Here is a 24,096-nt window from a genome sequence, read left to right as displayed (position 1 = left end):
TTTTACCCCTCCACTTCATGCGATACCGTTAATTTGCCGGAAAACTTCGCCACCGTCGTTGCGCTCAGCTCAGTGTATACCGGTTTGATAATATCGACGCGATCTGCGCCGGTCAGGTGGTTGCCGTCTGAGTCCTCCGGGCAAAGTATGAGTTTTCTCAAATAGTCCGGGTTGATATTCCGATCGAGGCTGCTGCCTTGCCAGTATATGTACTGGTCGATCGAGCCGCCGGAGCTTTCTATATTTTCAACAACTGCGGTCTCATTGGCTGCGGTTGTGTAATATTTCAGCTCAATATCGTAAGATTGGATAGTCGGAGCAGATACCTCCACTTTGTCGGTCAGCGGGCGAACGTCGTCAGCGTTGCAGGCTGCCAGAACTTTGTCGAGTACAGACTGATCCGGTATTTCTCCACCGTACAAAATGGGCGTAATTACAACAACGCCCGGGCTCGGCGAGCTTACATGCGCGTCGGCCACGGTTGCGTCAGCAGATACGGCGTAATATTTATATGAGTTTTTAGGCCCGGCCGTGGATCTGCTGGCTGGCGCGAGTCGGATCCTTTCTCTCAGATCCTCGTCGTTTTCCTCGTCGCCGCCTCCGGCTGTTTCCTCAGTGTTGGAAACTCCGTCAATAAATGGGATCATATCAACCAGCACATTGATCTCGCCGACTGGTATGCCGTTGTATGTTGTGCCGCCTTCCTCGCTTTCGACTTCGGCGTCGACATATAAGGAACCAGCCTGCAGGACTGTGGTCTCGGTGGTTTTGAAGTAGCGAGAGTAGTCCGAAGTTATGCGGGTTCCTTTGGTGATAATGATGTTTTGCGTTACTGCTTCTTTGAGAGAAAAGCGAACCGTTGTTGTCGCCGGTAGTGCTTCGATCCTGAACACTCCCGCAAATTCTCCCAGAGCGTCGAGAACGTCGCCCCTTGCATAGCGGAGAGTTGACTGCTTTGCTGAGTCGTTCATCGTGGAGTAAAGCGCTACAACGAGAGTCGCAAGCGTTTCTCCAAAAATTCGGCGCTCGTCTCCGGGGTATAATTCCTCGGTGACGCCATTCTCTAAAACGTACATGATAAAGTCGTAGATCTGGCCGGCGTCTGTTTCTATGAACTGCAATTCGCTGGTGCTACTCATTGTCCTCCTCCTCTCTTAGTTTAATTTGTGTTATAGTTGAAAAATCGCCGCCTTGTGCGTCTGGAGCCTCGAAGTCAATGCCTTCGACTTCGACGCGCGGCTCGTAAGTGTCAAGTACCCACTCAGCCTCCGCGATCGCGTCATATCGCGCCGAGGCGCTGGGTGCGTCTGTTATCGCTGCGTCGATCCCCTTGATACGATCATAGGGGTTTTCGCCTCTCGTAAGTTTCAGGAGATTGGCCGCGCATTGTCGCGGATCTCCGTTGTTGCTTGCCAGCATGTGATCGCCTCCTTTATGACACGAGGGACAGCGTGCTGATATATACCCAGCCGTCGACCTGCGGGAGGTATGCTTTGTTTCCGTTGATTTTTCCAACCTTCAGAACTCGCTTTTTTTCACTATTGAGAATTTTCTCACCGTCCGCATAGTATGAGCCGGTCAACTTCACGCTGCTGCCTACTGATATTGTCACTTTTTTGCCCTTTTTCTTGGCTGCTTTCTTCTCTGCTTTCTTTGCTTCTGAGGCGGCAGCTCGGGCGCCAGATTTTCCGCTGGTTTCTTTCTTGTTTACTTCCTCGAACGTGAGCCCGATCGTAGCGAAGCGGATCCGGCCGTAATCGTCCATAATGACGCCCGAGAGGCTTACCTCTTTTAGTCTGGTTTCTCTGCCAAAGCGACGGCCGTGCAAATATAACACTCCGGTGCTTTTAATGAGAGAGCACCACGACTCGTACTCTTTCTGAGGGTTTACTCCGGCGTTTGCATGTACGTCAATGTCGAAGGTAAAGGGTACGAGCTCGGTTTTTTTCTTTTTGCTCTTGGAGTCGTCGCCCTTGATCGTTGTCGAAGTAGAGAAGTTTTTCAGCGGGTTTACTTTCTTTCTGGAGACTTCGAAGGTTTTGTTTCTCCATTTTGCCATTACTGCCATGTGTGATCGCCTCCTAGCTCAGTGTTGCAAATATGAGGCCGGTGTCGTCCTCGAAGCAGACATAAGCCACGGCGGCGCCTTTTTTCAGCGTTGCCGCGTCGATGTTGTCAGCTATCTGGATATTAGGAGACACGAGCCGCGTGTCCTTCATCGGGGCCACCTTTGCGGTGTTGCCCTCAATGCTCAGGATCACGCCTTTGTTTATGGTTCCGTCCATTAGTAGCCCTCCAGTTTCTTTCTGAAAAATATTTTTGTTTTGTGCTTTCCGTAATCGTGCCGCACTTTGTAAATATAAAAGGCGCCGCTCCATGACGGGGCCTGCCGGTTTAGTATGTTCACCATTATTCCGGGCGCATATATCGGCATGAGGCTCGCCTCAATGCTGCCGCATACGAGCATTTTATTTTTTTCTCGCAATACTCCTGCAGCGAAGCGGATCGCCTCGAGGGTGCTCTGGCACTTAATAGGCTTTTGCGGTACCCATATTCGAGAATTTTCTCCCGGTGCCTTATATGTTCCGGTGTAAGGTCCGCAAGATACCGTTGCCGCTCCATACGATAGGACGCTGTTGTCCTCACATTCTACATGGCAACCGGTCGTGTCGATTGTGATCGCTGGCTCTATTGCCTCGAGATACGGCTCATAGGCTGTGATCAGTTTACCGTCGTATATTGTGAGAGCTGCACGCTCGAGCGCACATAGGCGGCCGAAGAACTTGAAGTCCTCCTCGTTTTCTTGCTTCCTGTATTCGTACACATGATCGGCTACGCCGTAGCTTTCAAACTCCAGCCCGTGCCGTTTTGCAATTTCTTGGCCGATCTGTGAAAAATGAACGCGCTCCCATGCTTTAGAGTTCGGGATCGTACCGCTCGGCGGCATAGAATAGGCGCGCAGGTCGTAGTAGCCGGAGTCAGGAGCCGAGGAGTACAAAAACATTTTTCCCGTGCCGGTTCCTGAGTCCTTAAATTCAACCGGTGATCCGGTTCTTAAATTCCATTTGTCGAACTGTCCGTCTGTGTCTGATATTCTGACGCGCAAAGAGTCAGAGCGTCCTCCCGCATACATTTCATGCACGCAGGAGGAGAGCGCCACCTTTTCGGAAACGTCCGTATGATTTAATAACAATTCGCTCATGCTGTCGCCCTCCACGGTGGTACTGTCTCCGAGGTTTCTGCCTCCTCAACAACGGGGAGCTTTAACTGCACGCCGCCCTCGAATACGATCACGTCGGCATAGTCCGGGTTGTATTCGATGATGTAATGAGCCAGACGCTCGTCGTTATACATATCTAACGCAAGCAGGTCGAATGTGTCGCCGTCTTGTGTGGTGTACTCGTAGTATGATGTAACTCTACGCAAAAGCAGTCACCTCCCTTGTTTGGATCCAGCGCTCCAGCCAGTCGAAGAATTCGGCCTCGTGAGCTTTGAGCCTCTGCATGAGGTCGTCGTTGTCCTCTGTAACCTTACCGCCAGCAATAACCGGGCTCCATGTGAAGCCGCTAAAATCGTAAACGATAGTGGTAGAAGGCTGAGATAGCTCAGCCAGAGAAAAGTCGTCAACGCTCAGGAGATTACCCGCGAGGGATGTCTCTGATTTGTCGTATACGCCCAGCATTTCTCCAGCCTTTTCCCAGTAGCCTATATTGGCAGCCCTGACACTTCGGTCGAATGAGATAACGGCCTCAGTGCCGGCCTCTCCGGCGATCGTTATGCCTTCAGTAAAGCCACCAGTCGCAAGCATTGGTATGTTTGGAATACTAAAGCCCATACCACCGACGCCCGGTACCCAGTCCGGGATCTTTATGCCGTTAATGCCATTGATAAAAGTGTTAATTCCACTAATGATCGCATTGATCGGAGCCTTGAAAATATTTGCAATTCCTGAAACGATACCCGAGAAAATGCTGACAATTCCCTGCCATGCTCCGCTCCAGTTTCCGGCGAATACATTAGTAATAAAGTCGATAAGGCCCTGAAAAATCTGAGTTATAGACTGCACGATCGGGGCTATTCCCTGAATAGCGGTACCGAGTACGCTCGTAAAAATTCCGGCTATAAATTGAAGGGCCGGGGCCAGAAGTTCCAAAACCTGAGAAATAAGCGATCCCAGCACTGAGATCAGAGGGGTGATCGCTGTCGCAATCAGGCTCACAATCGGCCCGATTAAATTCATAACGGTGTCGAGTATCGGCATGAGTAAGTTAATCAGCGTCATAAGGATAGGGAGCACCGTGTTGAGTAGTTCGATCACAACCGGCAAAACTGCCGATATAATCTGCATGATCGGCGGCAAAATTGCGGTTATGAGCTGCACCAGTACCGGCAAAACTGCCGCAATGATCTGAGATAGGAGCGGCAGGACGCTGCTCACTAACTGAATAACCAATGGGAGCACTTGCTGGATCATTTGAAGCAGCGGCGGGATCAACTGCTGGCCGATCGTCTGGGCTGTCTCCAAAAGTACCGGCACAAAATCTTGAAAAAGAGGGATCAACTGCGGCATTATGTCTTGAATTACCGGGATAATTGTCTCAGTCAAACCCTGAATAATTGGGATCAGTCCCTCCATAGCTTCACCGACTACCGGCATTAGCTGATTGAGGGTGTCAAACATGGTATTCGCAAGCGGCTCGAGAGCCACCTGAGCCTGCTGCTTGAACATTTGCAGACGCTCTCCGAAGTCGTAAGTATCTTCGGCAGCGCCTCCGATAGTCTCGGTGCTTTTTTCAAGCTCGGCAGTCAGATCGGAGACTGAGAGAGTCCCGTCTCTGATAGCAGCAGCCATTGTGGAGCCGGCTTTTGTTCCGAAAATTTCAGAAGCGATAGTGGTCGCCTCTGTCATGCTGCCTGCGTTCTTAATCTTTTCGGCATACTGTTCGAGGCCCTCGCTTGCAGATATTCCTTCCTTCGCAAGAGCTCCGACGCCTTTTTTCATAGCCGCGAGCACTTCGCTGGTATTTACACCGGCCTTGTCAAGCTGTCCGATCAGGGCGGTGGCTTCGTTGAATGAGTAGCCCATTTCTTGAAGCTGGGGGGCGAACTGCTGCACGCTGCTCATTAAGTCAGTGAAGCCGAGACCGGTTGACTGTGACGCCTTGAACACATAGTCCATAGCGTCGCCCATGTCGGCCGCGTCAATGTTCCATGCTTGGAAGGCTTGGCTTGACTCCTCAATAACGCCGCCGAGGTCGTCCCCCAGCATGTCCGACACTTGGATCGCCTGCTTTGAAATATTTTGCAATTCCGGGCCAGTCAAACCGAGGCGCGTGTTGTAGTCGGCGATCGCCTGACTGGCGTCCTCCATTGTTGTTGGTACGCTTTTGTAAACCTCATTAAAATCATCGGTGAGAGCGTCGAGGGCGTCCCCGGTGGCTCCGGTTCCGATCCTGATCGTGTCGACTACATTGTCGAATTGCCCGCCGAGATCTACGAGATACTTGCCGGCCTCAATGGTAGCTTTTCCGATAGCGGCACCCGCAGCAGCAACGCCAGCACCTACGGCGACAGCCTTCAGGTTTATGCCCTCGAGTGATTTGCTGGCCTCCTCTGCGGCTTTCCCGAGTGTTGGGCTTAATGAGCCCGCAATCTCCACGATCGCTTGTAGTGTTTTGCTACTCGCCACGGTATCACCTCCTTCGGCCTTTCTTGTGCTTTAACACTTGCGGTGGTCTGTTTTTCTGCCGACGTTTTTGCTCGGCGGCGAGATCCTCGGCCGCCTCTGCGTACTCGACTATAAAATCAATTACTCTTTTCCTTTCGAGCTCTGACGTGCTGGTGTGGAAGGTTCTGGAGTAGTCTCTGATTGCTCGTCTGAGCTGTCTGCCCCTGAGTCTCCCGATCCGATAAAAAAACCTCGGCCGATTTTAGAGAATTTAGTGAGGGACTTACCCTTGATCCTCTCCATGTCCTCGAATGTGTAAGAAGGGTTTACTGCAATGACAGCAGCGAAGCCGATGTATAAATGCAGGGAGTAGTCAAGCTCGACAGCTCCCGCAAGGTTTCCACCTTTTGAGCCGCTGGCTTTCATTTTGTGAGCCTCAGCCTGCGCATAGAGTTCGCCGCTGATCTCGTCGGTGTCGTAACTCATTTCAGCAACCTGCACGCCGTTGATAAGCACCGGCTTGTTGAGTGTGATTGTTCCTCTTTCTTCTGTCTGGGTTCTCATGATTTTGGTTCCTCCTTTTATAGAAAAAGCCGCCGGCGTTCTGCCAGCGGCCATGTTTTACAGTAATTTGTTAATGTCGCTCATGTAGTCCTTGCCGTCAATTCTGAGGATCTGGCTCAGTCTGTCGACGAGCAGGTACTCATAACCTCCGACAAAGATCTGCACGCGGTTCGCGGTGTAGGTGAGCTCGTTTTCCGAAGCGGATCCGATTTCTGCACCGATACCCGGGAGCGCGGTCGGTGGGAATGTTCTGACAAAAGCCTTGCAGCCCTCCGGTGAGGTGGAGCCGTCCGCTTTGACAACATTCTGTACCCATCTAAACTCAAAGCTGTGCTTGTCGAGCTTTGACATTTTCCCGAGTCCCTTATCCTCGCCGATCTTTGTGATCGAGAGCTCCATGTTTTCGAGCAGTCCGACAATAGGTACCGTCATTGTTCCCATTGCGTTGAGGTCTGCCGTCATTTGTGAAATTGCCGGGAGCGTGAAGCTGGTGTCCTTAGCCGTAAGCACACCGCTGTCGTATACGGTGTCAGCAACTACCGCACCTTTTAAGTCTAACCACATACTTACTCACCTCCTCCAAAATAAGCAGTAAAGCCTTCGTCTGTGTACGATACGCGCGCCGTTCCGCTCTTAAATGGCGGGGTAGGGGTTGCGCTAATATCCCAGACAAAGTCGCCGTTCATCAGGTTGCTGGTAGGGTTGGCCGTCTCCAAAAATTCAACGGTAGGATCTCCGATAAGAGCGCCGCGGCCCTTTAATGAGTCGAGTTCCTCCTGCTCGTCAATGAGTATGCTCTGCTGGAGGCTCAGATCCATAGTGCTGTCGATCTGGGTGCCATGTCGGCGCTGGAAGCCGTTAGTAATATACATAAGCATACGGATATTAACGTCGAAAATGTAGCGCGCAACGCCGTCGGAACCGTACTCGTAGTAGGCTGTGTGAGGTCCCCAGAGCACCCAGAGGCCGCCCCAAAATACTGCGGTAGTAATTCCCTTTGAATTGAGTTCGTTGCCGTCCTGCTGATCGAAGCCCTCATTTTCAGAGCTGACTCCAAAATACTGAGCGGTACACATGATCTCTTTATTGGACGGGCTCTCCATTGGAATACTGTCATGACTGTTGTCAACTCGCTGCATTGTGACGGTTGCCTGAGTGCTCAGGTGGTACGCTTTGCCAGCATACTGAACCTGCGGCCAGTAAACCTTCGAAAAACCGTTGTTGTAGCCGTTGCTGTCAGCCCACTCCTCGGCTTTTTTGAGCGTGTCAATGGCAGCCTTTGCCTTGCTGTCGTAAATCGGTAAGTCAGCATTTACGAAAGCGTCCCAGTGGCCGTTTAATTTCTGAACGGCCGAGATCATAGCCTTGTAAACGTCTGGATCTTCACTCCAGAACGGCGCAGCCAGAATGTTGAGCACGGCGTTGAACATGGTGTAGAGCTTGGAGAGAGCCTGCAGTCCGGTCCTCTTGCCGGAGGCTGTAACGCTTCCGATAATGTCGCTCTTGGTTACGAGAGATGGATCCACCTCTGTGAATGAAGCCTCCACCGTGCCGGTGATAGGATCGGCGTCATTCAATGACTCAATGACTACGGCACCTTTGGTATAGTTGTAGTCGAGAGAGTAGTCTGCACCCAGCACCTTGTCGGAGAGTGCAAAAGTGTCAAGGATAATTGTGTCGGTCACATACTCAGCGCGGCCGTTCTTGAATGTGAGCTCGACGGTTGTCTTGACGTCTTTCTGGTGTACGGCCGGATCTAATACGTTGATGATATAGATCGGCCCCACGTTTCCGATTGTGTTCGCAAAATGGCAGTCGAACGGCTCGCATAATGTGAATTTGTCCCAGTTGCTCGAGTAGCCGACTGTTGCCTGTGTTTTTGGCATGTTCTCCAGCTTGATCGGTGTGTTAATCAGGCCCTTCTCCTTATAACCTAAAACAAGGTTAATAGGCGCGGTTCCGATGTATGCCACAACGGTGTCAACCTGAACGGCGCTTTTTACTTTATCGTTTCCGATCTCGCCGTAAGCTCCGTGTTGATAGCTCATCTGTAAATCACTCCTTTACAATAATTTTTCATAGTCTGTGGGTATCTTGCGGGCCAGCCCGTGCTCGAGAGTGAACTGCACCCAGCAAAACCAGTACGGGTAATAGCTCACGAGAGCCCCGTCCTCAGTAAATGGGCCGTACTCTATGCCGTTTTCCTTAACGAGCCGCAGCCCCGCAATATACTCAGTGTTCTCGATTGCTTGCAGCACCTTGTCGGTAAAGCTCCAGACGTCCCGCCAGCCCTCGAGGTTTCTTTTGAAATTTTCGCTCGGCTCTCTGCGGTACTTCACGCCGCCGAGCGCCTGCGGATCCTGCTCTGGTACCGCCATTTCGCTGCCATGCTGCCCCGGGTTCCATGTCGCAAGCGCGAGCTGTATCGTCATTTGACCGATGTGCTGCGCTGGTGCGTGCTTGCCCTTTAAGAGCTGCACGCATAGTGAAGGAATGGGCGCCGCAACGTCTGGCGGCTTTCTGTCCTGAGTAGGAATGTACATAGCAAAGGCGGCCGGGTGTGCAGTCTGCACATTGTAGCCGCCGTCGTTTACTTTGTCGTCTGGAACTTTCAGAAGTATGCCGGGGCAGACTTCCTCCTCGAACCATTTGACAATATTGTCAAGATCGCTTGTTATAGCCATAGCGCACCTCCTAGACCATGCGGGTGTGGTGCAGGGCTATCTGGGTGATCCCCAGATTTTCAGTCCATGAGTCAACAGTACACTCTCGGCCGTCCACATTCAGTGCGGAGCCCGGAGCTTTTTCACCCTCCAGATCTTCGGTTCTGGCAAAAATAAGAGTGTCGGACTCAGCAACGCCCAAAATGTTGCCGTTTTTCATCGTGACAAGCGTGTCGTTGTCGATGATGATCGTTATACTTTTACCCTCGATTTTATGAACTTCTCCGAAGTCCTCGAGCTGCATGAATACGAGATCAATGTCCGACGCTATGAGGTCTTTGAGACTTTTACTCAACCGGATCCATAGCACCAAAAGCCGGAGGGGCTTCGGTGTCGTCCTCCTCTGCAAAGTAATCGTCAAGCAGCTTAATGACTTCGGCCTTTGTGCGCATATTCTGGGCGTCGAGTCCGCAAGCTCCAGCGAGTGCCTGCAACTCTGTGAGTTTCATTTTGTCGCTGTACTCTGGCTTTTCTGCTTTTTCTCTCTGAGGATCTTCGTCTCCGTCAGCTTCCGGCTCCAGATCCTGCTCTGGTTCCTCTGCTTCCGGTTCTGCCGGATCCTCTGCCGGTTGCTGCTCGGCGCCGGCGGTTTCTGGTTCCGGCTCCAGCTCGGCCTCTGGGATAATTACGTTTGCATATTCAGCAACGCCCTGAGCCACGAGCTCGGCCTCTCTCTCAGGATCGAGAGAGAAGGGCTCGGAGTCTTTGTCTTTGGGTAATATGATCCCGTTCTCTTTATAGCCGTATACTCCGGCGATAATTTTAATCATTTGGCGGCTCCTTTCTTCGCATTTCTTACAGTACGCTCGCAGATACCCACGGATTTTTACTTCTAGGAATTAAGAGCGGGCGGCTTGTGACTTTGATCTCTCTGGACTCGGCCTTTACGTCTGCCGTGTACTTAGGAATACGGCGGCCGGTGTAGGTGTGGAACTCGCCGTCGTCCTGCTCGATCTGGGTAACTGCTCCATAGAGACCGCGGCCTGCTGCCGGGGCTGTCATAATTACGGTACCAGCCGGGAGATATGGAACGATCTGACCGCTTTCGTCCTCGTAGGTCTCGTCGTAAGTGATAAGTTTTACCATGTGACCGTCTACGTTCAGGATAGCAAAGCAGCAAGCTCCCTCCGGTAAATTCATAGGCTCGATAGTTCCGAGCATAATGCTGCGGTTGTCGAGGTATTTCTGGATTGTAGGATCCTGCAGCACGATCTTTGAAACTCCTCGGGCCATTACGCACTCGGTAGCAGGGAGCCCGTTCTTTGTGAGCATGTAGATCATTTCAGAAAGATCTCCGTAAATGTCGGCGCCGGTTGCGTTCCATTTTACTGCAGGTGTGTACTTCGCCGGGTTGGCTGCTTCATCGTAGAAACGGATCTCGTACTCCTCATAGTCTCCGCTGCCGTACTTATCAGCGTAGTGTCTCAGCACATAGCCGTTGTTGAGCATACACTGGGCCGCCATGTACTCCTCGCGCCCTGAGATCATTGTGTCGAACTCTGTCAGGTCTCTGTTGAGGATCTGGGCCTGTCTCTGCTGAGGCGTTACGTTCTGGAAGAGCTGCTCGCCGAACCCTTTCTTGTTGAGATCGTCAATGGTGAGCGGTCTCTGTGGAGCGATAAACGGCGGCACATAACTGAAGGTCTTGTACCCCTCGCGCTCGATAGTGATACCACCCTTTCGAGGCATTACGCAGGGCGCGATCTTCTTGCTGCCGTTTCTATACTCGACGAGGACCTCCTCACCCGGGAAAATGTCCTCAGACACTCCATTGACCGGTGCGGTAGTAGGGAAGTAGCGATCTCTTAAAAATGTTCTGTGTGTAGGCATTGCCTGAATTGCCGCCAGCATAGTGACGGTTCTGTAAATTAACGGTGTAGGCATTTCGATTGTCCTCCTTTTCTTACATAGCAGAGTCGAGGAAAATGCCACCGTTGCGGAGCGCTGCCTCGTCTGCTTCTGTGATAGTGTAGTCGTCGTCAACGATAAGGGCCTCTCTGTTGAAATGGCCGGATCTGTACGCTGTTGTAAATGCGTCGGCGCTTGTTGCGTCTACCTCGTCGCAGAGAACGCCGAACGGTGTGAGCGTCTCACTTTCTCCGGCTGCTGTGCCGAGAATAACGCATTTTTTTGTTTTGCTGCTCATTGCAACGACTGTGCCGCGCGCGAGAACTCCTTCTCCGCTCGCGATTGTGACGCCCACGGCGTCAACCGGGAACTTGCCGTCAATAAAAAGATTGTCAGTGTCGCAAGCTCCAATTTTCTGATCTGCTCTCATTGTGATACCCTCCTTATTTTGTTGGTGTTGTAGGTGCCGGAACTGCGCCACCGTTAGCGATCATAGCAGCGAGCTGGGCTACCTGAGCGTTTTCGTCGGCTGCCTGATCCTTTGGTGCAGGTGCTCCTGAGTTCGGTGTCGTGCCGACTCCGGCTGCTCCAGAGGCGGTAAAGTCGTCGGCGCTGTTCTGAATGTGCTGAGTTCCGAGCTGGGCCTGCTTTTTCATAGCCTTAAAAGCAAGCTCCTGAGCTGAGCAGGCTGTCGGTCCGTATTTAGCTTCCTTGATAAGCTCAGGATCTCCGACTGTTGCCTCGATCGTCTCGATCTCCTGCAGTCTGGAACGCTCGGCGGTTACGGCTTCGCTTGCTGCTGCCTCGCGGGCTGCGTTCTCAATCTGTGCTACGACGTCAGGGTACTGCTGTCTTAATTCTTCTGGTGTCATTTTGGTGTTACCTCCTTTTGGTTTATTTGTTGAAACGCTCTGAGTCGGAGCTGCTGGCTTCGATGTAGGCGTTTTAACGCTGTTAATAATTGGCACATTGCCCGGGAAATTGCGAAAACCTTTGAGAGAGTGCAGCACTCCGTTGACGATAATCTCGTCTTTTTCTGAGCTCATGCACATGCTTGTCTCGCAGCCCTCGCGGATCGAAGTACAAAAACCATTTTCGACAGCTTCGCGGCCGGTGTACCATGTTTCCTTCGCCATGATCTGTCGGATCTTCTCGGTTCCGAGGCCGGTTGCGGCGTCGTATGTTTCGGCTGCTGCCTTGTTGGCTGCTTCGAGTCTCTTATTTACCTCGAGCAGGGCCTTGTGGTTGTAATTTCCCACGAGTGTGAGCAGGGCCTCGTGTACCATAAAAAGGGCGCCCTCAGCGATTTCGCGAGTTTTGCAGCCCATAGCAATGATAGTGGCGGCGCTGGCCGCAATTCCGTCGATAACTGCAACCGTGTCACCGTTTAGCTCTTTGAGTCTGTTGCAAATTCCGAGTGCGGTGTATAAGTCGCCGCCTACGGAGTTAATTCGCACGGTGATTTTTGCCTTGTCCTTGACCTGAGCCAGATCCTCGAGAAAGCCTTCCGGTGTGATATATAAGCCCTCGACCGGTTCGCCGGTCCACCAGTCTGTCGGTCTCTGGCTCACAACTTCACCGTACATGGTGATCTCGGCCTCCTCGTCGCTTACGTCGACGATGTTCCAGAACTTCTGGGCTGCGCCTGCGGGTGGAGCTGCGGGGCCATTAAGAACTCGCAGCGGGATTGTCTGCTTTTGCATGTTGTTGATCCTCCTTTAATGAATTTTGAAGTATAAGAGAGGCGATAGCCTGAGTAGCCTCAGCCTGAGCCTCCGGGGTGGTGCCGTTAGCTTCCGCGATCATTTCGTTTTCGCGTTTTAACTGGTTCATGTTGGCTTCCCACTGGCCGCCATTCAAGCGGATCGTACTCTGTTCGTGGGTGCTGTACCCGTGCTGGTTTGCAAGGATCTCGGCGCTGATTTCTTTCGTAGGATCGAGCTGTCCCTGAGACGGTCCGATCCAGTCACTCCCGAGCCATGCTGCACGAATGAGCGGATCACTGAAAAAGCCGGGCGCCTGAATACGTCCGAGAGCTACGGCCTCAGAGAGCCAGATCTCGTAAATGGGTTTGCAAAAGTCATTAGCAAACCACTCTCGGCGCATTTTGAACGCTTTCCATGCTTCCAGCAGCGCGGCTCTACTTGCTGAGTACGAGGCGTTGAACGATTTCAGGAGCAGATCGGCAGGGATCTCCAGCGCGGCGCCGCATTGTTCGCAGAGTGCTCTAATAAAAGCAGAAAAACCGCTTGCCGGTCTTGTCGGTGCTGCGAACTTGATATCTTCTCCCGGCTTCATTACGTTAATTGTTCCGGGGCCCATTTCGTAATCGTCAGGATCCGAAGGCTCTATCTCTGAGCCGTTTACTTCATTGAACGGCATTTCATCGGCGCCGGTGTCGGTTGTGACAAAAGCCGTGAAAAAGCTCTCGACAAGGGCGGCCATGAGCTCGCCCTCTGTGTAGCGTCTCATTTGCAGGAGCGGTTCAATGATCTGCGCCAGATATGTGACGCCTCTGTATTGCTCAGGTCTTTCGGACTCCATGACATGCAGGACATTAGGGAGCCCGGTTTTTTCACCGTATGCCTCGACTCTGGTCCATTCAGTTTCGGCCGCCGCGATAATATGCGGGTAGGTGTTGCGGAAATAATACGCTTGTATCATTCCGTTGTCGTTAATCTCTACGCCGTCAAAGATCCGGTTCCCGTTTTTGGCTTTGCCTTCGGTGGAAAAGCAGTAGTACCCCGAGTTAATCAGCGGGGTGCTGCAACGGTCAGCCTCTACGAGCTGGATCCTGAGAGAGTACGGACACATAGGAGTCGGATCGACTCGCTTAATGAGCCCGAACACGTCGCCGCTCATTAGCCAGCTCATAAGCGCGAGCTGCTGCATTGCGTAATAGTCATTTACTCCGGTAGCGTCGCAGGCATTTTTCTTTTCGGCCCAGATTTTGAACTCGGCCTCTGTTTTTTTCTGCCATTCTTTTGCAGCTTCCTGAGACATTCCCAGACGCTCGGCGTCTATGCGGCTATTTAATTTCAGGCCGCAGCCTATGACGTTTGTGCGGTTGGTCTTAATGGCAGAAGTAGCAACCGGCGCGGCCATATACAGCATACGAGCGCGCTGCCTTAGCGTGTCATTGTTGTGGTCTATATCCCATTGAGGGGAGGAGCTGCTGGCCTTGAAACTTTTCAGCGCCTTTTTCTTCCAGCTTGCGCCGGCCTCTGAATATCCATAGTTTGAAGCTCGCGGGGCTGCTGATCCCGGACGGGCTTCGGGTGTTGCCGCCTGAGCAGGTGGCCCTTGTGTTTTGCTTGGAGTTATTTGCTGCATGGTTTTCGCCTCCTTACCAGTCACGAGGGACGACTCCGACGGCCCTGCGCTGTGATTTGTTTTCGAGCGACGCGATCTCGTCCTCCATTTCCTTGATTGCTTTGCGGATAGCTGAGAGATCTGTCTGGTATCTGGTGGCGTTTCGTGTTCCTATACCATAGGACTGAACGCCGCCGCTGAGCATTTCCTCCTCGCGCTTATAGTAAAGCTCGAGGCGAGTCTTTAATTTGCTGATTTTTTCAGCCTTTTGTTGCTGTCTCATGGTTCACCTCCTTACCAGTCGTCGTACAGCTTCGAGCCGCTGGAGCGTTTTTTCTTTTCTTTTTTCTCGACGGTTTTCAGCGGTTGGCCTTTGAGGCGCCTTTCTACTGCCGTGAGATCTGGATCTAGTATTCTGAAGGCTGCCATTGCATAGTTGCGGCAGTCGAGAGCCTCGTTGCGGTTATGTCCCGGCAGCTTCTCCCATTGCCATTTGTCGCCGCGTCTAGTTCGGACGAGCGACAGCTTTTCAGATAGCAAGCCAGAAAAGAAAAGAGAGTCATAACCGCGATCCTCTCCGAGTGGAAAGTGGCAGTATTTGGCTCCCTTTTCTTGCACCTTAATGGCGTTCATTATTTTACTTTTTCCGGCGTCTACTCCCAGAGTGTAGAGCCAGCACTTGCCGATCAGTTTACCGTCTATGACGATCTTCACCTTTGAAGGCGGGGCGGTGTATGGTATGCCGTCGCCGCCTTTTCCTTTTATGGCAAAAACGCGCTTGTTTTGTCTGGCCTTGCACTCGGCGTATACCTCCTGCGTAAAGTGGCCGCCGGAGTCCACGCATGTGAATGATACCTTCAGGCCCTTGCCATTCTTGAAGCGGTAAACATGGTCGATCACATCGTCGAGTCGAGCCCATACCTCTGAGGTATCAGGCCGGCCGTTGATAATTCCCTTTTTTATGCCCCACGTTTCGCCGTAGAGTCCATGCCCGACCACTTCATACTCGAGGCGGTTGTCCTGAGTGTCAACTCCGATGGTCAGCACCAGAACGTCGTCAGGGAGCTCGGCGTCGTATTGTTCGCGCCGGCTGAGCATTGCGTCCTCGTCCTCTAAATCTCCGCGATCCTCCCACAACTCACCGAGCAGGGTGTTGAATACAACCTTCAATTTTTCAGGATCGCCCTGAGCTTCGAGGAACTTCGTGACGATTTTCTCCCACGGAGTCCACGGAGACGAAAAAGCGTTAAGCCAGAAAGAGCGGTGCCCTTTTAGGTATGCGTCCGGGTTCTCGGCAATCCATTTCGCCGGCTGCTTTTTCATGGTTGCTTCTGTCTGAATACAGCCGCAGCTCGGGCACACCCATGTTATTGACTTGACCTTGTAGGTCTTTTTATTTCGCACCTTTTTGACTTCGTGCTCAAAGTGAATATTGTCGAAAACAATATTGTGATACTCCCCGCAGTCCGGGCACTTATGGCACCAGCGCTCCTGAGTACCGGCAAAAAAACCGTTTTCAATGTTGCTGGCGCCCTTAATTGTCGGAGTCGATACCTCGATCGACTTCGCATTGTAGAAGGTCGTCTGTCTTGCCTCTGCCAGAGCCCACGGATCGCCCTCAGTTCCTGCGCTGGACGCCCAGCGGTCGCGCTCATCTCCGATAATATAGCGGGCCGGAGTAGAAGCGAGGGCACTCGGGCTGTTGGATCCGGTGATCGTCAACATGCCGCCCGGGAAAGATTTCTGCAAAATTGTATTGCCGGAGTCTCTCGTTTTAACGTCCGAGACTTTTTTCCTCAGCGGTTTCGAGTCTCTTATCATTGGAGCGATACGCAAGCGCGAGAACTTCCGGGCGTCGTCGAGAGTAGGCTGCACATAAATCGTAGATCCCGGATCCTGATCTATTATGTAGCCGATTATATTGAGCTCTACCTCGGATTTTCCAACCTGAGAAGCAGCTACAACGGTTAGCTTGTTGACTTTGGGATCCGTGAAGGCGTCCATTATGTCGACAAGGTACGGTGTTCGCTCATTCCTCCACGGGCCTGCCTCTGCTGAGCTTTCAGGAGATAAGCGGCGGTTTTTCTCAGCCCACTGGGACACTGTGAGGCGCTCGGGTGGTTTGAAATTCTTAACAGCTCGAACGAACGTATTGTTTAAGCTGTCAATTTCATTCTGCCTGCTCATCGTCCTCGATCATAGCCCAGCCCTGCCGATCCTTTACCCGCTTTTTATACTCCTCTGGATCGTAGTGGTACTGAGAGAGTGACAGAAGGATCTCGTTTACCTCCTCTTGTATTCTGGCAGAAGTTTCGGCCGGACTTGCAAGCTCCGCGGTATCAACCGCAAGCCGTCCCGGCATAGCCATTAACATGCTGCGGATATTAAAAACGAGGTCCGTCGTGATAGCTTCGACGTCCTCAGCTCTGTGCATGGTTCCTTCGAGTTCGGCGAGCTGGAGCTCTGCGACTCTGGCCTTTGCGCTTTTTATATCTACCTCAGCCTGCAGCTTGTCGGTCTCCAGCTTATCGTTTTGAGCTGACGCTTTGCGATCGAGCTGCGTGCGCAGGTATTTGATGTAGTCCTTTGTTGCCTCGCCGACATTGTACCGGCGGCCGGCCGGTGTGTCGTGAGTTTTCAGAACTCCGTCTTGTGTGAGCTGCTGGATCCTCCGGGCGGTCAGCTCAAACAGTTCGGCCATTTTTGTTGTCGGCCAGTAGCCCGGAGTCTCGGCCGGTTTTTCTTTTCGTGGTGTTGCCATGCCTTGCCTCCTTCCCGGCGTAACGAAACGGCCTAAAATTTTTCTATGAGTCTAGCAAGTTTTTGGGCTCGCAAGCACCGCAGGGAAAAAATTCGCTCAGAAGAACCTATTGAAAATTTTTTATTTTCTTTTGCCGGGTGCCCGGCGTTCGCGTTCTTTTTTCGCTTGCGTTTCTCTGCGGTGTTGGTGCGCCGACTCGGCGCGCGAGTGGTGACTTGCCTCGGCTTGCCCGAGCCTGCTGCCGGGGCTGCGCCTCTGGTGTGGCGTGGCCTTTTGGTGTGGTCCATGTCTGGGCCAGCTTGCCGCGCCTGATGTGGTGGCTCAGTCTTAGAGTGCTGAGCATATAGAAAGAGGCCAGCCGCTCGCATGGTGTGGAGTGGTTGGCCTCTGGTTCTCTGGTGGTGTATGGTGCCCGTGTGGCTGCGTGTGTGCCCCGTAGAGCTCACCCCTGAGCTTTGGCGAGCATTTGCTTGACGTGGTTCTCCAGTCGCTTGCTGAGGCCCTCGTCAATGTTCTGCTGTATGAGTGGTTGCACCTTTTCGTTTTCGATCATCTGCGGCACGCTCAATGTCTTTATGCTCTTGATAGGGTAGCGGCTTTCGCTTTCCCTCTGGAATGGTATCTGTGTAGAGCCTTCGCCTCCTGAGCTGGCAAGGAATACGCCGGCCGGCAGGTTCTTCCGCTGGCCCTTGAATACTTCCTGACTTACTCGGTATGGCTTCGGCTTCCGCTGGGTGGGCTTCATTTTGAAATGCGTCGGAGTCAGGACTCGGCCCTTGTATGTTAATACAACGGACTCGACGAGGTTGCCCTCGACTTTGAGCTGGCCGCCGCCTTTTCCTTTGCCGTCAAGCGCCGCCTTTACGTCAGCCTTCTTGATAGCGTAAACCTCGCACACGGCAGCAGATACCCACGCCTGCGCTCGGCTCTTTGCGTCTGAGGTGCATTTCTTTATTACCTTTTCAGCGTCTACCCCTGCAATATTGTCCAGCGTTTTGACGAGCTCCTCATAATTTGACAGCATACAAGTGGTTGTTCCTCTGGTGGCTGCCATGTGTGATCGCCTCCTCTCAGCCTGAAAACGGCAGCAAAAAACCGCCCGATTTTCTCGCGCGGTTTCTTTACCCATTTATTGCATTGTAAAAATTATAACACGGCTCAATTTCAAAGTAAATTGCATCTTTTTTGCACCGGTAAATTGCACGCTCAGCCTGCTGCCGGCGGCGGCTAATCAATGGCGGCCGTGCCATATAAACGGACGGAGAGGCTCTTAATAAGGCGCTGGCGGTTCCTCCAGACGGTTGTCGCGTCGCAGCCCAGTGACTCAGCAATGGCCTCGTTGTCAAGTCCCTCGAAGTAGCGGCCGCTTACTGACTCATAATACGGATCTGGTTTGATGATTTCGAGAGCCTCCTCGAGAACATCGACTTCGTGCTGATCCGACTCAATGCAGGCCTGCTTGTCTTTGATAATGGCCTCGAGAGCCTCCTCTGGATCCATGCGGGTGCTACTCTTTGAAAATCTGGTGATCGACTTGCTTCTCGCTGGGGTTCCGTAGGTTCTCAGCTCCTCGATCTTTTCCTCGTCGTCCTTAATCTTGACCTTCAGCACCGGGAGGGCATAGAGACGAGCCTCGGTGTTTTTAAACGCTGCCTTTGCGTTCTGCGGCTGCTGCAACGGCTTGTATGCGTCTGAGACTGCTGCCGCGGTTTTTTTCGCCACCTCGTCTATGTAGCTTTTGATCTCTGGCGGTATGCTTGGTTTTTTCTGTTTTGCCATTTATTCATATTCTCCTTCCTTGTATTCTGAGCTTATGCCTACATCGTCGAAAATCTCGGCGTATACTGCCGGATCTGCCGGGGCTCCGTCTCTTATGAGCTGGATCTGGTCCTTGTTGCCGGTGATCCTGAAATACCGCTTTACAATTACGTCGGTATAGCCCGGCGTTAATTCCATGAGATAGGCGGTGTGGCCGGTCTTTTCTGCTGCCGCGAGAGTGGTCCCGCTGCCTCCGAACGGATCGTAAACCGTTTTTACAAAATCCATGTTGTCGAGTATCATTTCCATAAGCTCGACTGGCTTCTGTGTCGGGTGTAACTCATTCCCGGACCTGCTGCACCTCAAAACATTGCCGTAACCTTTGTGGCCGTCGAATTTCGCCTTGCCTCTGCTGCCGAACAGACAGAGCTCGTGCTGGCTTCTCCAGCCGACGCCCATGCCGGGTGTCTCTTTGTCCCATACGATCATCGAACGGACTCCGAAGCCTGATTTTTCGATTATGTCATACAAATAGATCCACATGCGCCAGTCGGTGAACACATAAGCAAATAGAGGAGTGATACCCTCGAAGGCTGCGGTTAATAATTTAATATAACCGCGGGTGCTGAGTATGTCGTTTGCAATCTTCGGCGCGTCTGTCTGGCCTTTTCTTACGGTTCCGATACTTCCGGTAGACTTTCCGCTCTCTTGGTGGCCTCCGCTGCAATACGGTGGATCTGTGAGCATGAGCTCCGGTTCTGCTCCCGCCAGCAGCTCCTCGCGGTCCTTTGTGTTGGTGGAGTTTCCGCACATGAGTCTATGGCGGCCGAGGATCCACACATCCCCCAGCTTGCTGACTGGTTCCTCCGGCGGTGGGAGTACGGTGTCGTCGTCTGCTTCCTCCTTGTCGTGGTCCGCTTCGCATAGAGCTGTCGCAAGTTCCTGATAGAACGACTCCTCGTAGCCGGTCATTTCAAACGGGATCGCCCCGGTGTCTACCGCCTCAAAAGCCTCGGCCAGTTTCACGCTGTCGATTTCCGCAAGCTCCGCGATCCGGTTGTCTGCCATGAGGTCGGCCAGTTCCTCCTCCTCGCTGGCATAGTTCTGATAGTCGACTGGAGCCTCTTTGAATTTTCCATACTTTGCCGCCGCGAGTCTGCCGTGGCCCTTTACGATCAGGCCCGATCGGGTGCTCACGGTGATCGGCTGCCTCCAGCCGGTTGCCTTGATGATAGCAGCGAGGGCTCTGATCTGATCGTCCGGGTGCTTATTCGGGTTTAGAGGGTTTTCTCTGAGTTCCTTTATCGGCACAATTTTGTCATGTGCGCAAAAAACCGGCCGGCCGTCTGCGAACGCTTTCGGCTCAGCGCTGGTTGTGTAGTCCATGTCGTTGATCTGTATCTCCTGACGGTTGGCCTTCGTCTTTGTCTGGGTGATTTCGAGCGTTTTCTTTGATTTCGCCACTTAATCGCCTCCCTTCTGGTTTTCTTCTGGTTCCTGAGCTCCAAAACGAGCGATCGCGAGCTCGTTGTATTTGCTGTAAATAGCCTCGAAGGCTTTTTTCCATTCCGGCCCGTGTTCGTCGCCTACGGTTACGATATGAGCCAGCTCGTGCGCCAGTATCTCCGGGACTGCCTCTGCCGGGATATGTCCGGCCACCTCTATGAGCGGGAGAGTGCCGTCGTCCGGAAATGTGGTACAACCGACCATTTCTGTGCCGTCCTCTGTGGTGATTTTATCAACCAGTATGGCCTCGTATTCCGTGCCCGGGTAAATTTCAGCAAAAGCCTGAGCCACGAGGCTGCTCGGATCGTTTAAGAATGGGCTTTTTAATAATTCCATGAATAACCTCCTGCAATATGCGGGAGGGCAGCAGGGCCCTCCCTTGATGATTCCGACATTTATGTCGGTGACATTATGCAATGATTGTGATCTTGTCTCTGTCCGGTATGTCTTTGAGTGCTTCCGTGAGGTACGCCTTGACATTTGCCACCGCCTGAGACTTCCAGACGCCACCGTCAGCAGCCACGAGCTTGAATACCGGAGCGCCGCCTCTTCCTTCGCTTACTCTGAAAACAAAGTCGCTGGCCGGCTGCTCAACTTCCAAAAATGTGCGGTACGGGATCAGGTTTACCGGGTTCGGCACGAGTACGTTGTCCTTCGTGGTTATTCCGGTTTTCATAACTGCCTGCTGGGTTGTGCCGTTGTCTGAGAAGGTAGCCTCCTGAGTGTTCACGATATTGCTTGCCAGCATGGTGACAGCTTCGCGGTCGTCGCTTTCCTTGAAGCATGACTGCATAGAAATGAGAAAGCTCTCCTGATCGTATTCTCTGCCATATTCAAAACGAGGCAGCAGGGCATTGACCTCGAAAAGCGTCTCACGGTCGCGCTCAGCAAGCAGGCCAGAGTATAAAAGCACCTTTGTTTCGTTCACTACCTGAATAATCATACGATCGCGCAATTCTTCGCGGTTTTCTTTGATGTAGTCCACCAGTGAGGTGAGAGTGGTTGCGGAGATAGGCGCCGCCTTTTCCGGTGCGTCATATCTTACGAGATCCTTCGTGCAGTATGTCTTGCCGTTAATCTCGACCGTTTTCGGATCCTCGGCTTTTACTGCCAGTCCGGTGATATATGCGATAGCTTCCTTTATTCCTTCCATTGTTTCGTCCTCCTTATGCGTTTACGGCCTTTGGGCCCATTGTAATGACTTTGTGCTGGTTGCTTTTCGGCTGTTCTGTGGTTGTTGGTTGGTCGACCGGTGGGCGACCGTTCTCAAATACCTCGCCCGTCTCAGGATCGAAGTCTCTGCCCGGTACGAGTTCGCCTGCTGCCGCCTCTGCCTTTTCCTGCTCCTGATCGGTCGGAACCTCTGCTGGCTTTTTATTTCTGTTTTTCAGGTCCAGAGGCTTGCCGGTAGGTGCTGGCTGCTGTTCTTCGGCGCCTGCTGCCGGCTGTGTCTCATTAGCAGCGGGAGTGGTAGCCTGAGCCGGTTCTGCTGGCTGTTCCTGAGCCTGCAGATCGTTAAATGACATTTGGCCACGGATCTGGCCGTCATATTCTGCGATCTCGATCTGGCCGGTTCTCATATTTATGCCCATAATCATTTGAGTGTCGATTGCTTCGGTTGCTGCGAGCTTGGTCGTGACGGCGATCTGGGTGCTTACGAGCTGTCTCGTTTTGTTCGGTGCAAATTTGAGCGTGATCTGGATCTGTCTCTTGGTGGTTGCCTCTGTGTTCGGGTTCTGAATGTTCTCGGCCACCTGCATGAGTGCCTCGTTGAGCTTTTCAGCAAAAGCACCGCCGGCGAGAGTTTCGAGGTTGATGTTACTCTGTACGCTTGTTTTCTTCATTTTCTGGATCCTCCTTCTTGGTCTTGGAATTGTTCAGCTCGTCAATGCGAAGGCTGAGCTGATAGGTCGCATAAGCTACCATGTGGAGCTCTGCGGCTTTCTTTTTGGCGTCTTTGTGGGTTACTACGGTTCCGATTGCTGACAAAATCAGGAAAACGGCCCATAATGCACACACGACGGCGCCGAGCGTGATTTCTGCTGCGGTCATTTCTTCTTTTCACCTCCTCCCGGTGTGTTTGCGGCCCTGAGAGCGCACTCGGTACAAACTCCAGCGGCTCCCGCTGCCTTTACTTGACGCGCAAGCTCTGGCTCCCAGCACTCCCGGCCGCAGCTCGGGCATGTGACGAGGCGCCAGTCTGGGTGCTTGCTTGCGTCTGGTATATTGGAGCGGAGCGGAAGGCATATAAGCCCGCCGTCTCCGGGTTTCCACGGTTTTATTGTTATGTTCATGTTATGCCTCCCAGTTCCAGAGCCCCTGCTGGCCTTTGGCTTTTATGGGCTCCGGCAGTTCTTTGATGTTTCTCAGCTCCCATGCGTAACGGCCGAGAGAATAATCTCCGAGAGCCTTTTCGGTGTCAGGCAGAGTAGAGAGGTATTCTTCCGTTATGAGGTGGCACGCCACAAGCTCAGCCGTTGCAATTATTTCTCCGTAATTGAAATATGTCAGGAGCTCACCGTTTGCCATGCTTGCTTTTTCCAGCTTCTCAACCATGAGCCCGAAGGCTTTTTCTGACAGAAGCGGTACGACTTGGCGTATTGGCTTGACTGCTGCATGGATCGCAATTGGTCCTCTGTATTTTGTGGCCCAGCTTCTTGTCTCGTTATGTTTTACGCCGGCGGCTATAAATTCGGCCCACGGCTGCCATATTGTTATTGCTTTCATTTAGGCTCCTTTCTAAAAGCAAAATGTTAGTTGTCCCGTTTCGTCTGCCTGCGTATTCATTGGAATAACAAAGCCTTCCCAGTGCTCGTAGGCTCGCCCGGTCAGGCACTCAGCCGCTAAAATCAGCACATTTATGTCGCTGGCGTTTTTCATCCATGCGTATTCCTTTACATGGCGTTTTATTTGTTCCAGCAACGGGAGCAGGCCGTCGGCTTCGGCTGCTTTTTCAACGAGCCGAGCCCAGTCCTCGATCTCATATACTCCGCTGGGCGTTTTGTACGTTTCCCTGCCTTCTGTGATTTTTCTCCCGTTCTTATCCTTTCCGACTACCGTTGCTGTGAACATTCTCGAGGATAGTCTGGTGTAGTTCTCGATCATCTAGGCTCCTTTCTGGATAGCTGAGGCGCTCCAGTTCTTCGCGAAGGCCTCCGTGCTCTGATAAGGGCAAAAGAGCTGGCCGTCTCTGGTTTTCACCTCGAAGCGTCCACGGCTGCGGATATATCTCACGATCAGTTCGTAACGCTGGCCGGTGACAAATCCCATTGATCCGGTTGTCCCGGTGAATGTCGCAATAATCTGGAGCGATCCGGTTTTACTCTTTGGGTTTTTCAAATCATTAAGCGCGCGTGTCAGCATTGTGCGTTCCTCCCTTTGTCTTTTTCAAAAATTCCAGCGTACCCAGATGATTGAGGCCGATCTCATAGTCTTGGATCTCGCTGCGTTTCAAGTGCTTGTGGCCGTATATGTCCTTCATATCTCGCCAGACGCTCCACGGTATGCGGTAGAACTGCTCAAACTTGAAGCTCACGAGCACGAAGCAGCTCGCGCCCATTTTCTCGTAGTTCTCCAGCAGCTCAGCCTGCCGATCGCTCACGGCAGAGGCTTCGATCTTGTCGGCGTCTGTATGTTTGGCCTCGAAGGCAATGCATCGGCCGCCGTTGAGTATTCCCTTATAGTCGTTCTGGGCTTTCTTGGTGAAAACCGCGACATATTGGCCGCGTCTGCGATCTCCGTATGGTTTCAGTGGCCGCATAGGCTCCGGCGTTTTCTCAATGTCCGCAATATTCTGGGAGCGGTAGTAGTTGCACGCTGCGGAGATCATATTCTCGAAGCGTTCCCCGGCGTATTTAGCACGGCGGCCCTGCTGCCTGCGCTCATACTCGATATTTCTCTCGGCTTCGCATGGTGTAGGATCCGGGTAGCCCTCTGAATTTCGTCCGTTACTCATA

The 24,096-nt window shown here is 52.5% G+C and carries 31 protein-coding genes; all 31 read right to left on the bottom strand.

All coding sequences use genetic code 11. The features are described 5' to 3' along the window. Window positions 1-2 precede the first annotated feature (2 nt). The 31 genes from LKD41_RS02345 to LKD41_RS02195 all read right to left on the bottom strand — a co-directional run bounded on the left by LKD41_RS02345 (window position 3) and on the right by LKD41_RS02195 (window position 24,095). Window positions 3-1,139 carry a baseplate J/gp47 family protein gene (locus LKD41_RS02345; RefSeq protein ID WP_227700268.1) on the bottom strand — a complete coding sequence of 379 codons (1,137 nt, stop codon included), beginning with the start codon at window positions 1,137-1,139 and terminating at the stop codon, window positions 3-5. After that, window positions 1,132-1,419, bottom strand: coding sequence for a hypothetical protein (locus LKD41_RS02340; RefSeq protein ID WP_006855481.1), 288 nt, complete (start codon window positions 1,417-1,419; stop codon window positions 1,132-1,134). Before LKD41_RS02340 ends, LKD41_RS02345 begins: the two co-directional genes overlap by 8 nt. Before the next feature lie 13 nt (window positions 1,420-1,432). Beyond that, the gene (locus LKD41_RS02335; protein ID WP_024725538.1) at window positions 1,433-2,068 is read right to left on the bottom strand and encodes a hypothetical protein; all 636 of its coding nucleotides are present in this window, start codon (window positions 2,066-2,068) and stop codon (window positions 1,433-1,435) included. A 13-nt stretch (window positions 2,069-2,081) separates the two neighbouring features. Next, entirely contained in the window at window positions 2,082-2,285 is a 204-nt protein-coding gene (locus LKD41_RS02330; RefSeq protein WP_006855479.1) for a hypothetical protein, read from the bottom strand. Next, window positions 2,285-3,202 (bottom strand): phage late control D family protein, encoded by a 918-nt coding sequence (locus tag LKD41_RS02325; protein WP_227700267.1) that lies wholly within the window; start codon window positions 3,200-3,202, stop codon window positions 2,285-2,287. The genes LKD41_RS02330 and LKD41_RS02325 overlap by 1 nt, the downstream gene beginning before the upstream one ends. Then, entirely contained in the window at window positions 3,199-3,426 is a 228-nt protein-coding gene (locus tag LKD41_RS02320; RefSeq protein ID WP_006855477.1) for a tail protein X, read from the bottom strand. Before LKD41_RS02320 ends, LKD41_RS02325 begins: the two co-directional genes overlap by 4 nt. After that, complete coding sequence (locus LKD41_RS02315; RefSeq protein ID WP_227700266.1) at window positions 3,419-5,689, bottom strand: phage tail tape measure protein; 2,271 nt, start codon at window positions 5,687-5,689, stop codon at window positions 3,419-3,421. The genes LKD41_RS02320 and LKD41_RS02315 overlap by 8 nt, the downstream gene beginning before the upstream one ends. A gap of 120 nt (window positions 5,690-5,809) precedes the next feature. Beyond that, a complete protein-coding gene (locus LKD41_RS02310) occupies window positions 5,810-6,232 on the bottom strand; it encodes a hypothetical protein (protein WP_044998488.1) in 423 nt (140 codons plus the stop codon). 57 nt (window positions 6,233-6,289) lie between these two features. Further along, window positions 6,290-6,796: a phage major tail tube protein gene (locus LKD41_RS02305; protein ID WP_006855474.1), complete on the bottom strand. Its 507-nt coding sequence runs from the start codon at window positions 6,794-6,796 to the stop codon at window positions 6,290-6,292. Between the two features lie 2 nt (window positions 6,797-6,798). Beyond that, window positions 6,799-8,280 carry a phage tail sheath family protein gene (locus LKD41_RS02300; RefSeq protein WP_227700265.1) on the bottom strand — a complete coding sequence of 494 codons (1,482 nt, stop codon included), beginning with the start codon at window positions 8,278-8,280 and terminating at the stop codon, window positions 6,799-6,801. 15 nt (window positions 8,281-8,295) lie between these two features. Beyond that, window positions 8,296-8,916 carry a hypothetical protein gene (locus LKD41_RS02295; RefSeq protein WP_227700264.1) on the bottom strand — a complete coding sequence of 207 codons (621 nt, stop codon included), beginning with the start codon at window positions 8,914-8,916 and terminating at the stop codon, window positions 8,296-8,298. Between the two features lie 10 nt (window positions 8,917-8,926). Beyond that, window positions 8,927-9,250 carry a sugar ABC transporter ATP-binding protein gene (locus tag LKD41_RS02290; RefSeq protein WP_227700263.1) on the bottom strand — a complete coding sequence of 108 codons (324 nt, stop codon included), beginning with the start codon at window positions 9,248-9,250 and terminating at the stop codon, window positions 8,927-8,929. Then, window positions 9,243-9,725 carry a hypothetical protein gene (locus LKD41_RS02285; protein ID WP_227700262.1) on the bottom strand — a complete coding sequence of 161 codons (483 nt, stop codon included), beginning with the start codon at window positions 9,723-9,725 and terminating at the stop codon, window positions 9,243-9,245. Before LKD41_RS02285 ends, LKD41_RS02290 begins: the two co-directional genes overlap by 8 nt. 25 nt (window positions 9,726-9,750) lie before the next feature. Next, a complete protein-coding gene (locus LKD41_RS02280; RefSeq protein WP_119216785.1) occupies window positions 9,751-10,839 on the bottom strand; it encodes a major capsid protein in 1,089 nt (362 codons plus the stop codon). 19 nt (window positions 10,840-10,858) lie between these two features. Further along, on the bottom strand, window positions 10,859-11,233 hold the full coding sequence (locus tag LKD41_RS02275; RefSeq protein WP_117696813.1) for a head decoration protein: 375 nt from the start codon (window positions 11,231-11,233) through the stop codon (window positions 10,859-10,861). Between the two features lie 13 nt (window positions 11,234-11,246). Further along, the gene (locus tag LKD41_RS02270; RefSeq protein WP_117696817.1) at window positions 11,247-12,506 is read right to left on the bottom strand and encodes a head maturation protease, ClpP-related; all 1,260 of its coding nucleotides are present in this window, start codon (window positions 12,504-12,506) and stop codon (window positions 11,247-11,249) included. Then, window positions 12,472-14,136 (bottom strand): phage portal protein, encoded by a 1,665-nt coding sequence (locus tag LKD41_RS02265; protein ID WP_134523082.1) that lies wholly within the window; start codon window positions 14,134-14,136, stop codon window positions 12,472-12,474. The genes LKD41_RS02270 and LKD41_RS02265 overlap by 35 nt, the downstream gene beginning before the upstream one ends. Before the next feature lie 13 nt (window positions 14,137-14,149). Continuing rightward, complete coding sequence (locus LKD41_RS02260) at window positions 14,150-14,398, bottom strand: DUF6148 family protein (protein ID WP_006855435.1); 249 nt, start codon at window positions 14,396-14,398, stop codon at window positions 14,150-14,152. Between the two features lie 11 nt (window positions 14,399-14,409). After that, window positions 14,410-16,302: a phage terminase large subunit family protein gene (locus LKD41_RS02255; protein WP_227700261.1), complete on the bottom strand. Its 1,893-nt coding sequence runs from the start codon at window positions 16,300-16,302 to the stop codon at window positions 14,410-14,412. Further along, window positions 16,286-16,876, bottom strand: a complete 591-nt coding sequence (locus LKD41_RS02250) for a hypothetical protein (RefSeq protein ID WP_006855432.1) — start codon at window positions 16,874-16,876, stop codon at window positions 16,286-16,288. The genes LKD41_RS02255 and LKD41_RS02250 overlap by 17 nt, the downstream gene beginning before the upstream one ends. A 442-nt stretch (window positions 16,877-17,318) precedes the next feature. Next, window positions 17,319-17,930: a phage tail protein gene (locus LKD41_RS02245; protein ID WP_024725551.1), complete on the bottom strand. Its 612-nt coding sequence runs from the start codon at window positions 17,928-17,930 to the stop codon at window positions 17,319-17,321. A gap of 173 nt (window positions 17,931-18,103) precedes the next feature. Further along, window positions 18,104-18,655, bottom strand: coding sequence for an RNA polymerase sigma factor (locus tag LKD41_RS02240; RefSeq protein WP_118337604.1), 552 nt, complete (start codon window positions 18,653-18,655; stop codon window positions 18,104-18,106). After that, window positions 18,656-20,098, bottom strand: coding sequence for a DNA methyltransferase (locus LKD41_RS02235; RefSeq protein ID WP_227700260.1), 1,443 nt, complete (start codon window positions 20,096-20,098; stop codon window positions 18,656-18,658). Next, entirely contained in the window at window positions 20,099-20,476 is a 378-nt protein-coding gene (locus LKD41_RS02230; RefSeq protein WP_227700259.1) for a SprT-like domain-containing protein, read from the bottom strand. Between the two features lie 73 nt (window positions 20,477-20,549). Beyond that, a complete protein-coding gene (locus LKD41_RS02225) occupies window positions 20,550-21,293 on the bottom strand; it encodes a hypothetical protein (protein WP_227700258.1) in 744 nt (247 codons plus the stop codon). Window positions 21,294-21,306: 13 nt separating this feature from the next. Next, complete coding sequence (locus LKD41_RS02220) at window positions 21,307-21,984, bottom strand: replication protein (protein WP_227700257.1); 678 nt, start codon at window positions 21,982-21,984, stop codon at window positions 21,307-21,309. Further along, complete coding sequence (locus LKD41_RS02215) at window positions 21,959-22,192, bottom strand: hypothetical protein (RefSeq protein ID WP_151197073.1); 234 nt, start codon at window positions 22,190-22,192, stop codon at window positions 21,959-21,961. Before LKD41_RS02215 ends, LKD41_RS02220 begins: the two co-directional genes overlap by 26 nt. Before the next feature lie 243 nt (window positions 22,193-22,435). Beyond that, complete coding sequence (locus LKD41_RS02210; RefSeq protein WP_227700256.1) at window positions 22,436-22,867, bottom strand: ASCH domain-containing protein; 432 nt, start codon at window positions 22,865-22,867, stop codon at window positions 22,436-22,438. 12 nt (window positions 22,868-22,879) lie between these two features. Next, window positions 22,880-23,245 (bottom strand): hypothetical protein, encoded by a 366-nt coding sequence (locus LKD41_RS02205; RefSeq protein WP_227700255.1) that lies wholly within the window; start codon window positions 23,243-23,245, stop codon window positions 22,880-22,882. Then, window positions 23,246-23,503 (bottom strand): hypothetical protein, encoded by a 258-nt coding sequence (locus tag LKD41_RS02200; protein ID WP_006855709.1) that lies wholly within the window; start codon window positions 23,501-23,503, stop codon window positions 23,246-23,248. Then, window positions 23,484-24,095, bottom strand: coding sequence for a Holliday junction resolvase RecU (locus tag LKD41_RS02195; RefSeq protein ID WP_006855708.1), 612 nt, complete (start codon window positions 24,093-24,095; stop codon window positions 23,484-23,486). Before LKD41_RS02195 ends, LKD41_RS02200 begins: the two co-directional genes overlap by 20 nt. Window position 24,096: the final 1 nt, after the last annotated feature.

Source organism: Roseburia sp. CLA-AA-H209, assembly GCF_020687575.1.
GTDB classification, from domain to species: Bacteria; Bacillota; Clostridia; order Lachnospirales; family Lachnospiraceae; genus Roseburia_C; species Roseburia_C amylophila.
The sequence above is the reverse complement of the archived record's forward strand: the minus strand, read 5'-3'. Positions and strand labels throughout refer to the sequence as shown.

Coding starts and splice junctions, on each gene's coding strand:
- LKD41_RS02345 (WP_227700268.1), bottom strand. CDS start 1,139: ATGAGTAGCACCAGCGAATTGCAGTTCATAGAAACAGACGCCGGCCAG.
- LKD41_RS02340 (WP_006855481.1), bottom strand. CDS start 1,419: ATGCTGGCAAGCAACAACGGAGATCCGCGACAATGCGCGGCCAATCTC.
- LKD41_RS02335 (WP_024725538.1), bottom strand. CDS start 2,068: ATGGCAGTAATGGCAAAATGGAGAAACAAAACCTTCGAAGTCTCCAGA.
- LKD41_RS02330 (WP_006855479.1), bottom strand. CDS start 2,285: ATGGACGGAACCATAAACAAAGGCGTGATCCTGAGCATTGAGGGCAAC.
- LKD41_RS02325 (WP_227700267.1), bottom strand. CDS start 3,202: ATGAGCGAATTGTTATTAAATCATACGGACGTTTCCGAAAAGGTGGCG.
- LKD41_RS02310 (WP_044998488.1), bottom strand. CDS start 6,232: ATGAGAACCCAGACAGAAGAAAGAGGAACAATCACACTCAACAAGCCG.
- LKD41_RS02305 (WP_006855474.1), bottom strand. CDS start 6,796: ATGTGGTTAGACTTAAAAGGTGCGGTAGTTGCTGACACCGTATACGAC.
- LKD41_RS02300 (WP_227700265.1), bottom strand. CDS start 8,280: ATGAGCTATCAACACGGAGCTTACGGCGAGATCGGAAACGATAAAGTA.
- LKD41_RS02295 (WP_227700264.1), bottom strand. CDS start 8,916: ATGGCTATAACAAGCGATCTTGACAATATTGTCAAATGGTTCGAGGAG.
- LKD41_RS02285 (WP_227700262.1), bottom strand. CDS start 9,725: ATGATTAAAATTATCGCCGGAGTATACGGCTATAAAGAGAACGGGATC.
- LKD41_RS02280 (WP_119216785.1), bottom strand. CDS start 10,839: ATGCCTACACCGTTAATTTACAGAACCGTCACTATGCTGGCGGCAATT.
- LKD41_RS02275 (WP_117696813.1), bottom strand. CDS start 11,233: ATGAGAGCAGATCAGAAAATTGGAGCTTGCGACACTGACAATCTTTTT.
- LKD41_RS02270 (WP_117696817.1), bottom strand. CDS start 12,506: ATGCAAAAGCAGACAATCCCGCTGCGAGTTCTTAATGGCCCCGCAGCT.
- LKD41_RS02265 (WP_134523082.1), bottom strand. CDS start 14,136: ATGCAGCAAATAACTCCAAGCAAAACACAAGGGCCACCTGCTCAGGCG.
- LKD41_RS02260 (WP_006855435.1), bottom strand. CDS start 14,398: ATGAGACAGCAACAAAAGGCTGAAAAAATCAGCAAATTAAAGACTCGC.
- LKD41_RS02255 (WP_227700261.1), bottom strand. CDS start 16,302: ATGAGCAGGCAGAATGAAATTGACAGCTTAAACAATACGTTCGTTCGA.
- LKD41_RS02250 (WP_006855432.1), bottom strand. CDS start 16,876: ATGGCAACACCACGAAAAGAAAAACCGGCCGAGACTCCGGGCTACTGG.
- LKD41_RS02245 (WP_024725551.1), bottom strand. CDS start 17,930: ATGGCAGCCACCAGAGGAACAACCACTTGTATGCTGTCAAATTATGAG.
- LKD41_RS02240 (WP_118337604.1), bottom strand. CDS start 18,655: ATGGCAAAACAGAAAAAACCAAGCATACCGCCAGAGATCAAAAGCTAC.
- LKD41_RS02230 (WP_227700259.1), bottom strand. CDS start 20,476: ATGGAATTATTAAAAAGCCCATTCTTAAACGATCCGAGCAGCCTCGTG.
- LKD41_RS02225 (WP_227700258.1), bottom strand. CDS start 21,293: ATGGAAGGAATAAAGGAAGCTATCGCATATATCACCGGACTGGCAGTA.
- LKD41_RS02220 (WP_227700257.1), bottom strand. CDS start 21,984: ATGAAGAAAACAAGCGTACAGAGTAACATCAACCTCGAAACTCTCGCC.
- LKD41_RS02215 (WP_151197073.1), bottom strand. CDS start 22,192: ATGACCGCAGCAGAAATCACGCTCGGCGCCGTCGTGTGTGCATTATGG.
- LKD41_RS02210 (WP_227700256.1), bottom strand. CDS start 22,867: ATGAAAGCAATAACAATATGGCAGCCGTGGGCCGAATTTATAGCCGCC.
- LKD41_RS02205 (WP_227700255.1), bottom strand. CDS start 23,245: ATGATCGAGAACTACACCAGACTATCCTCGAGAATGTTCACAGCAACG.
- LKD41_RS02200 (WP_006855709.1), bottom strand. CDS start 23,503: ATGCTGACACGCGCGCTTAATGATTTGAAAAACCCAAAGAGTAAAACC.
- LKD41_RS02195 (WP_006855708.1), bottom strand. CDS start 24,095: ATGAGTAACGGACGAAATTCAGAGGGCTACCCGGATCCTACACCATGC.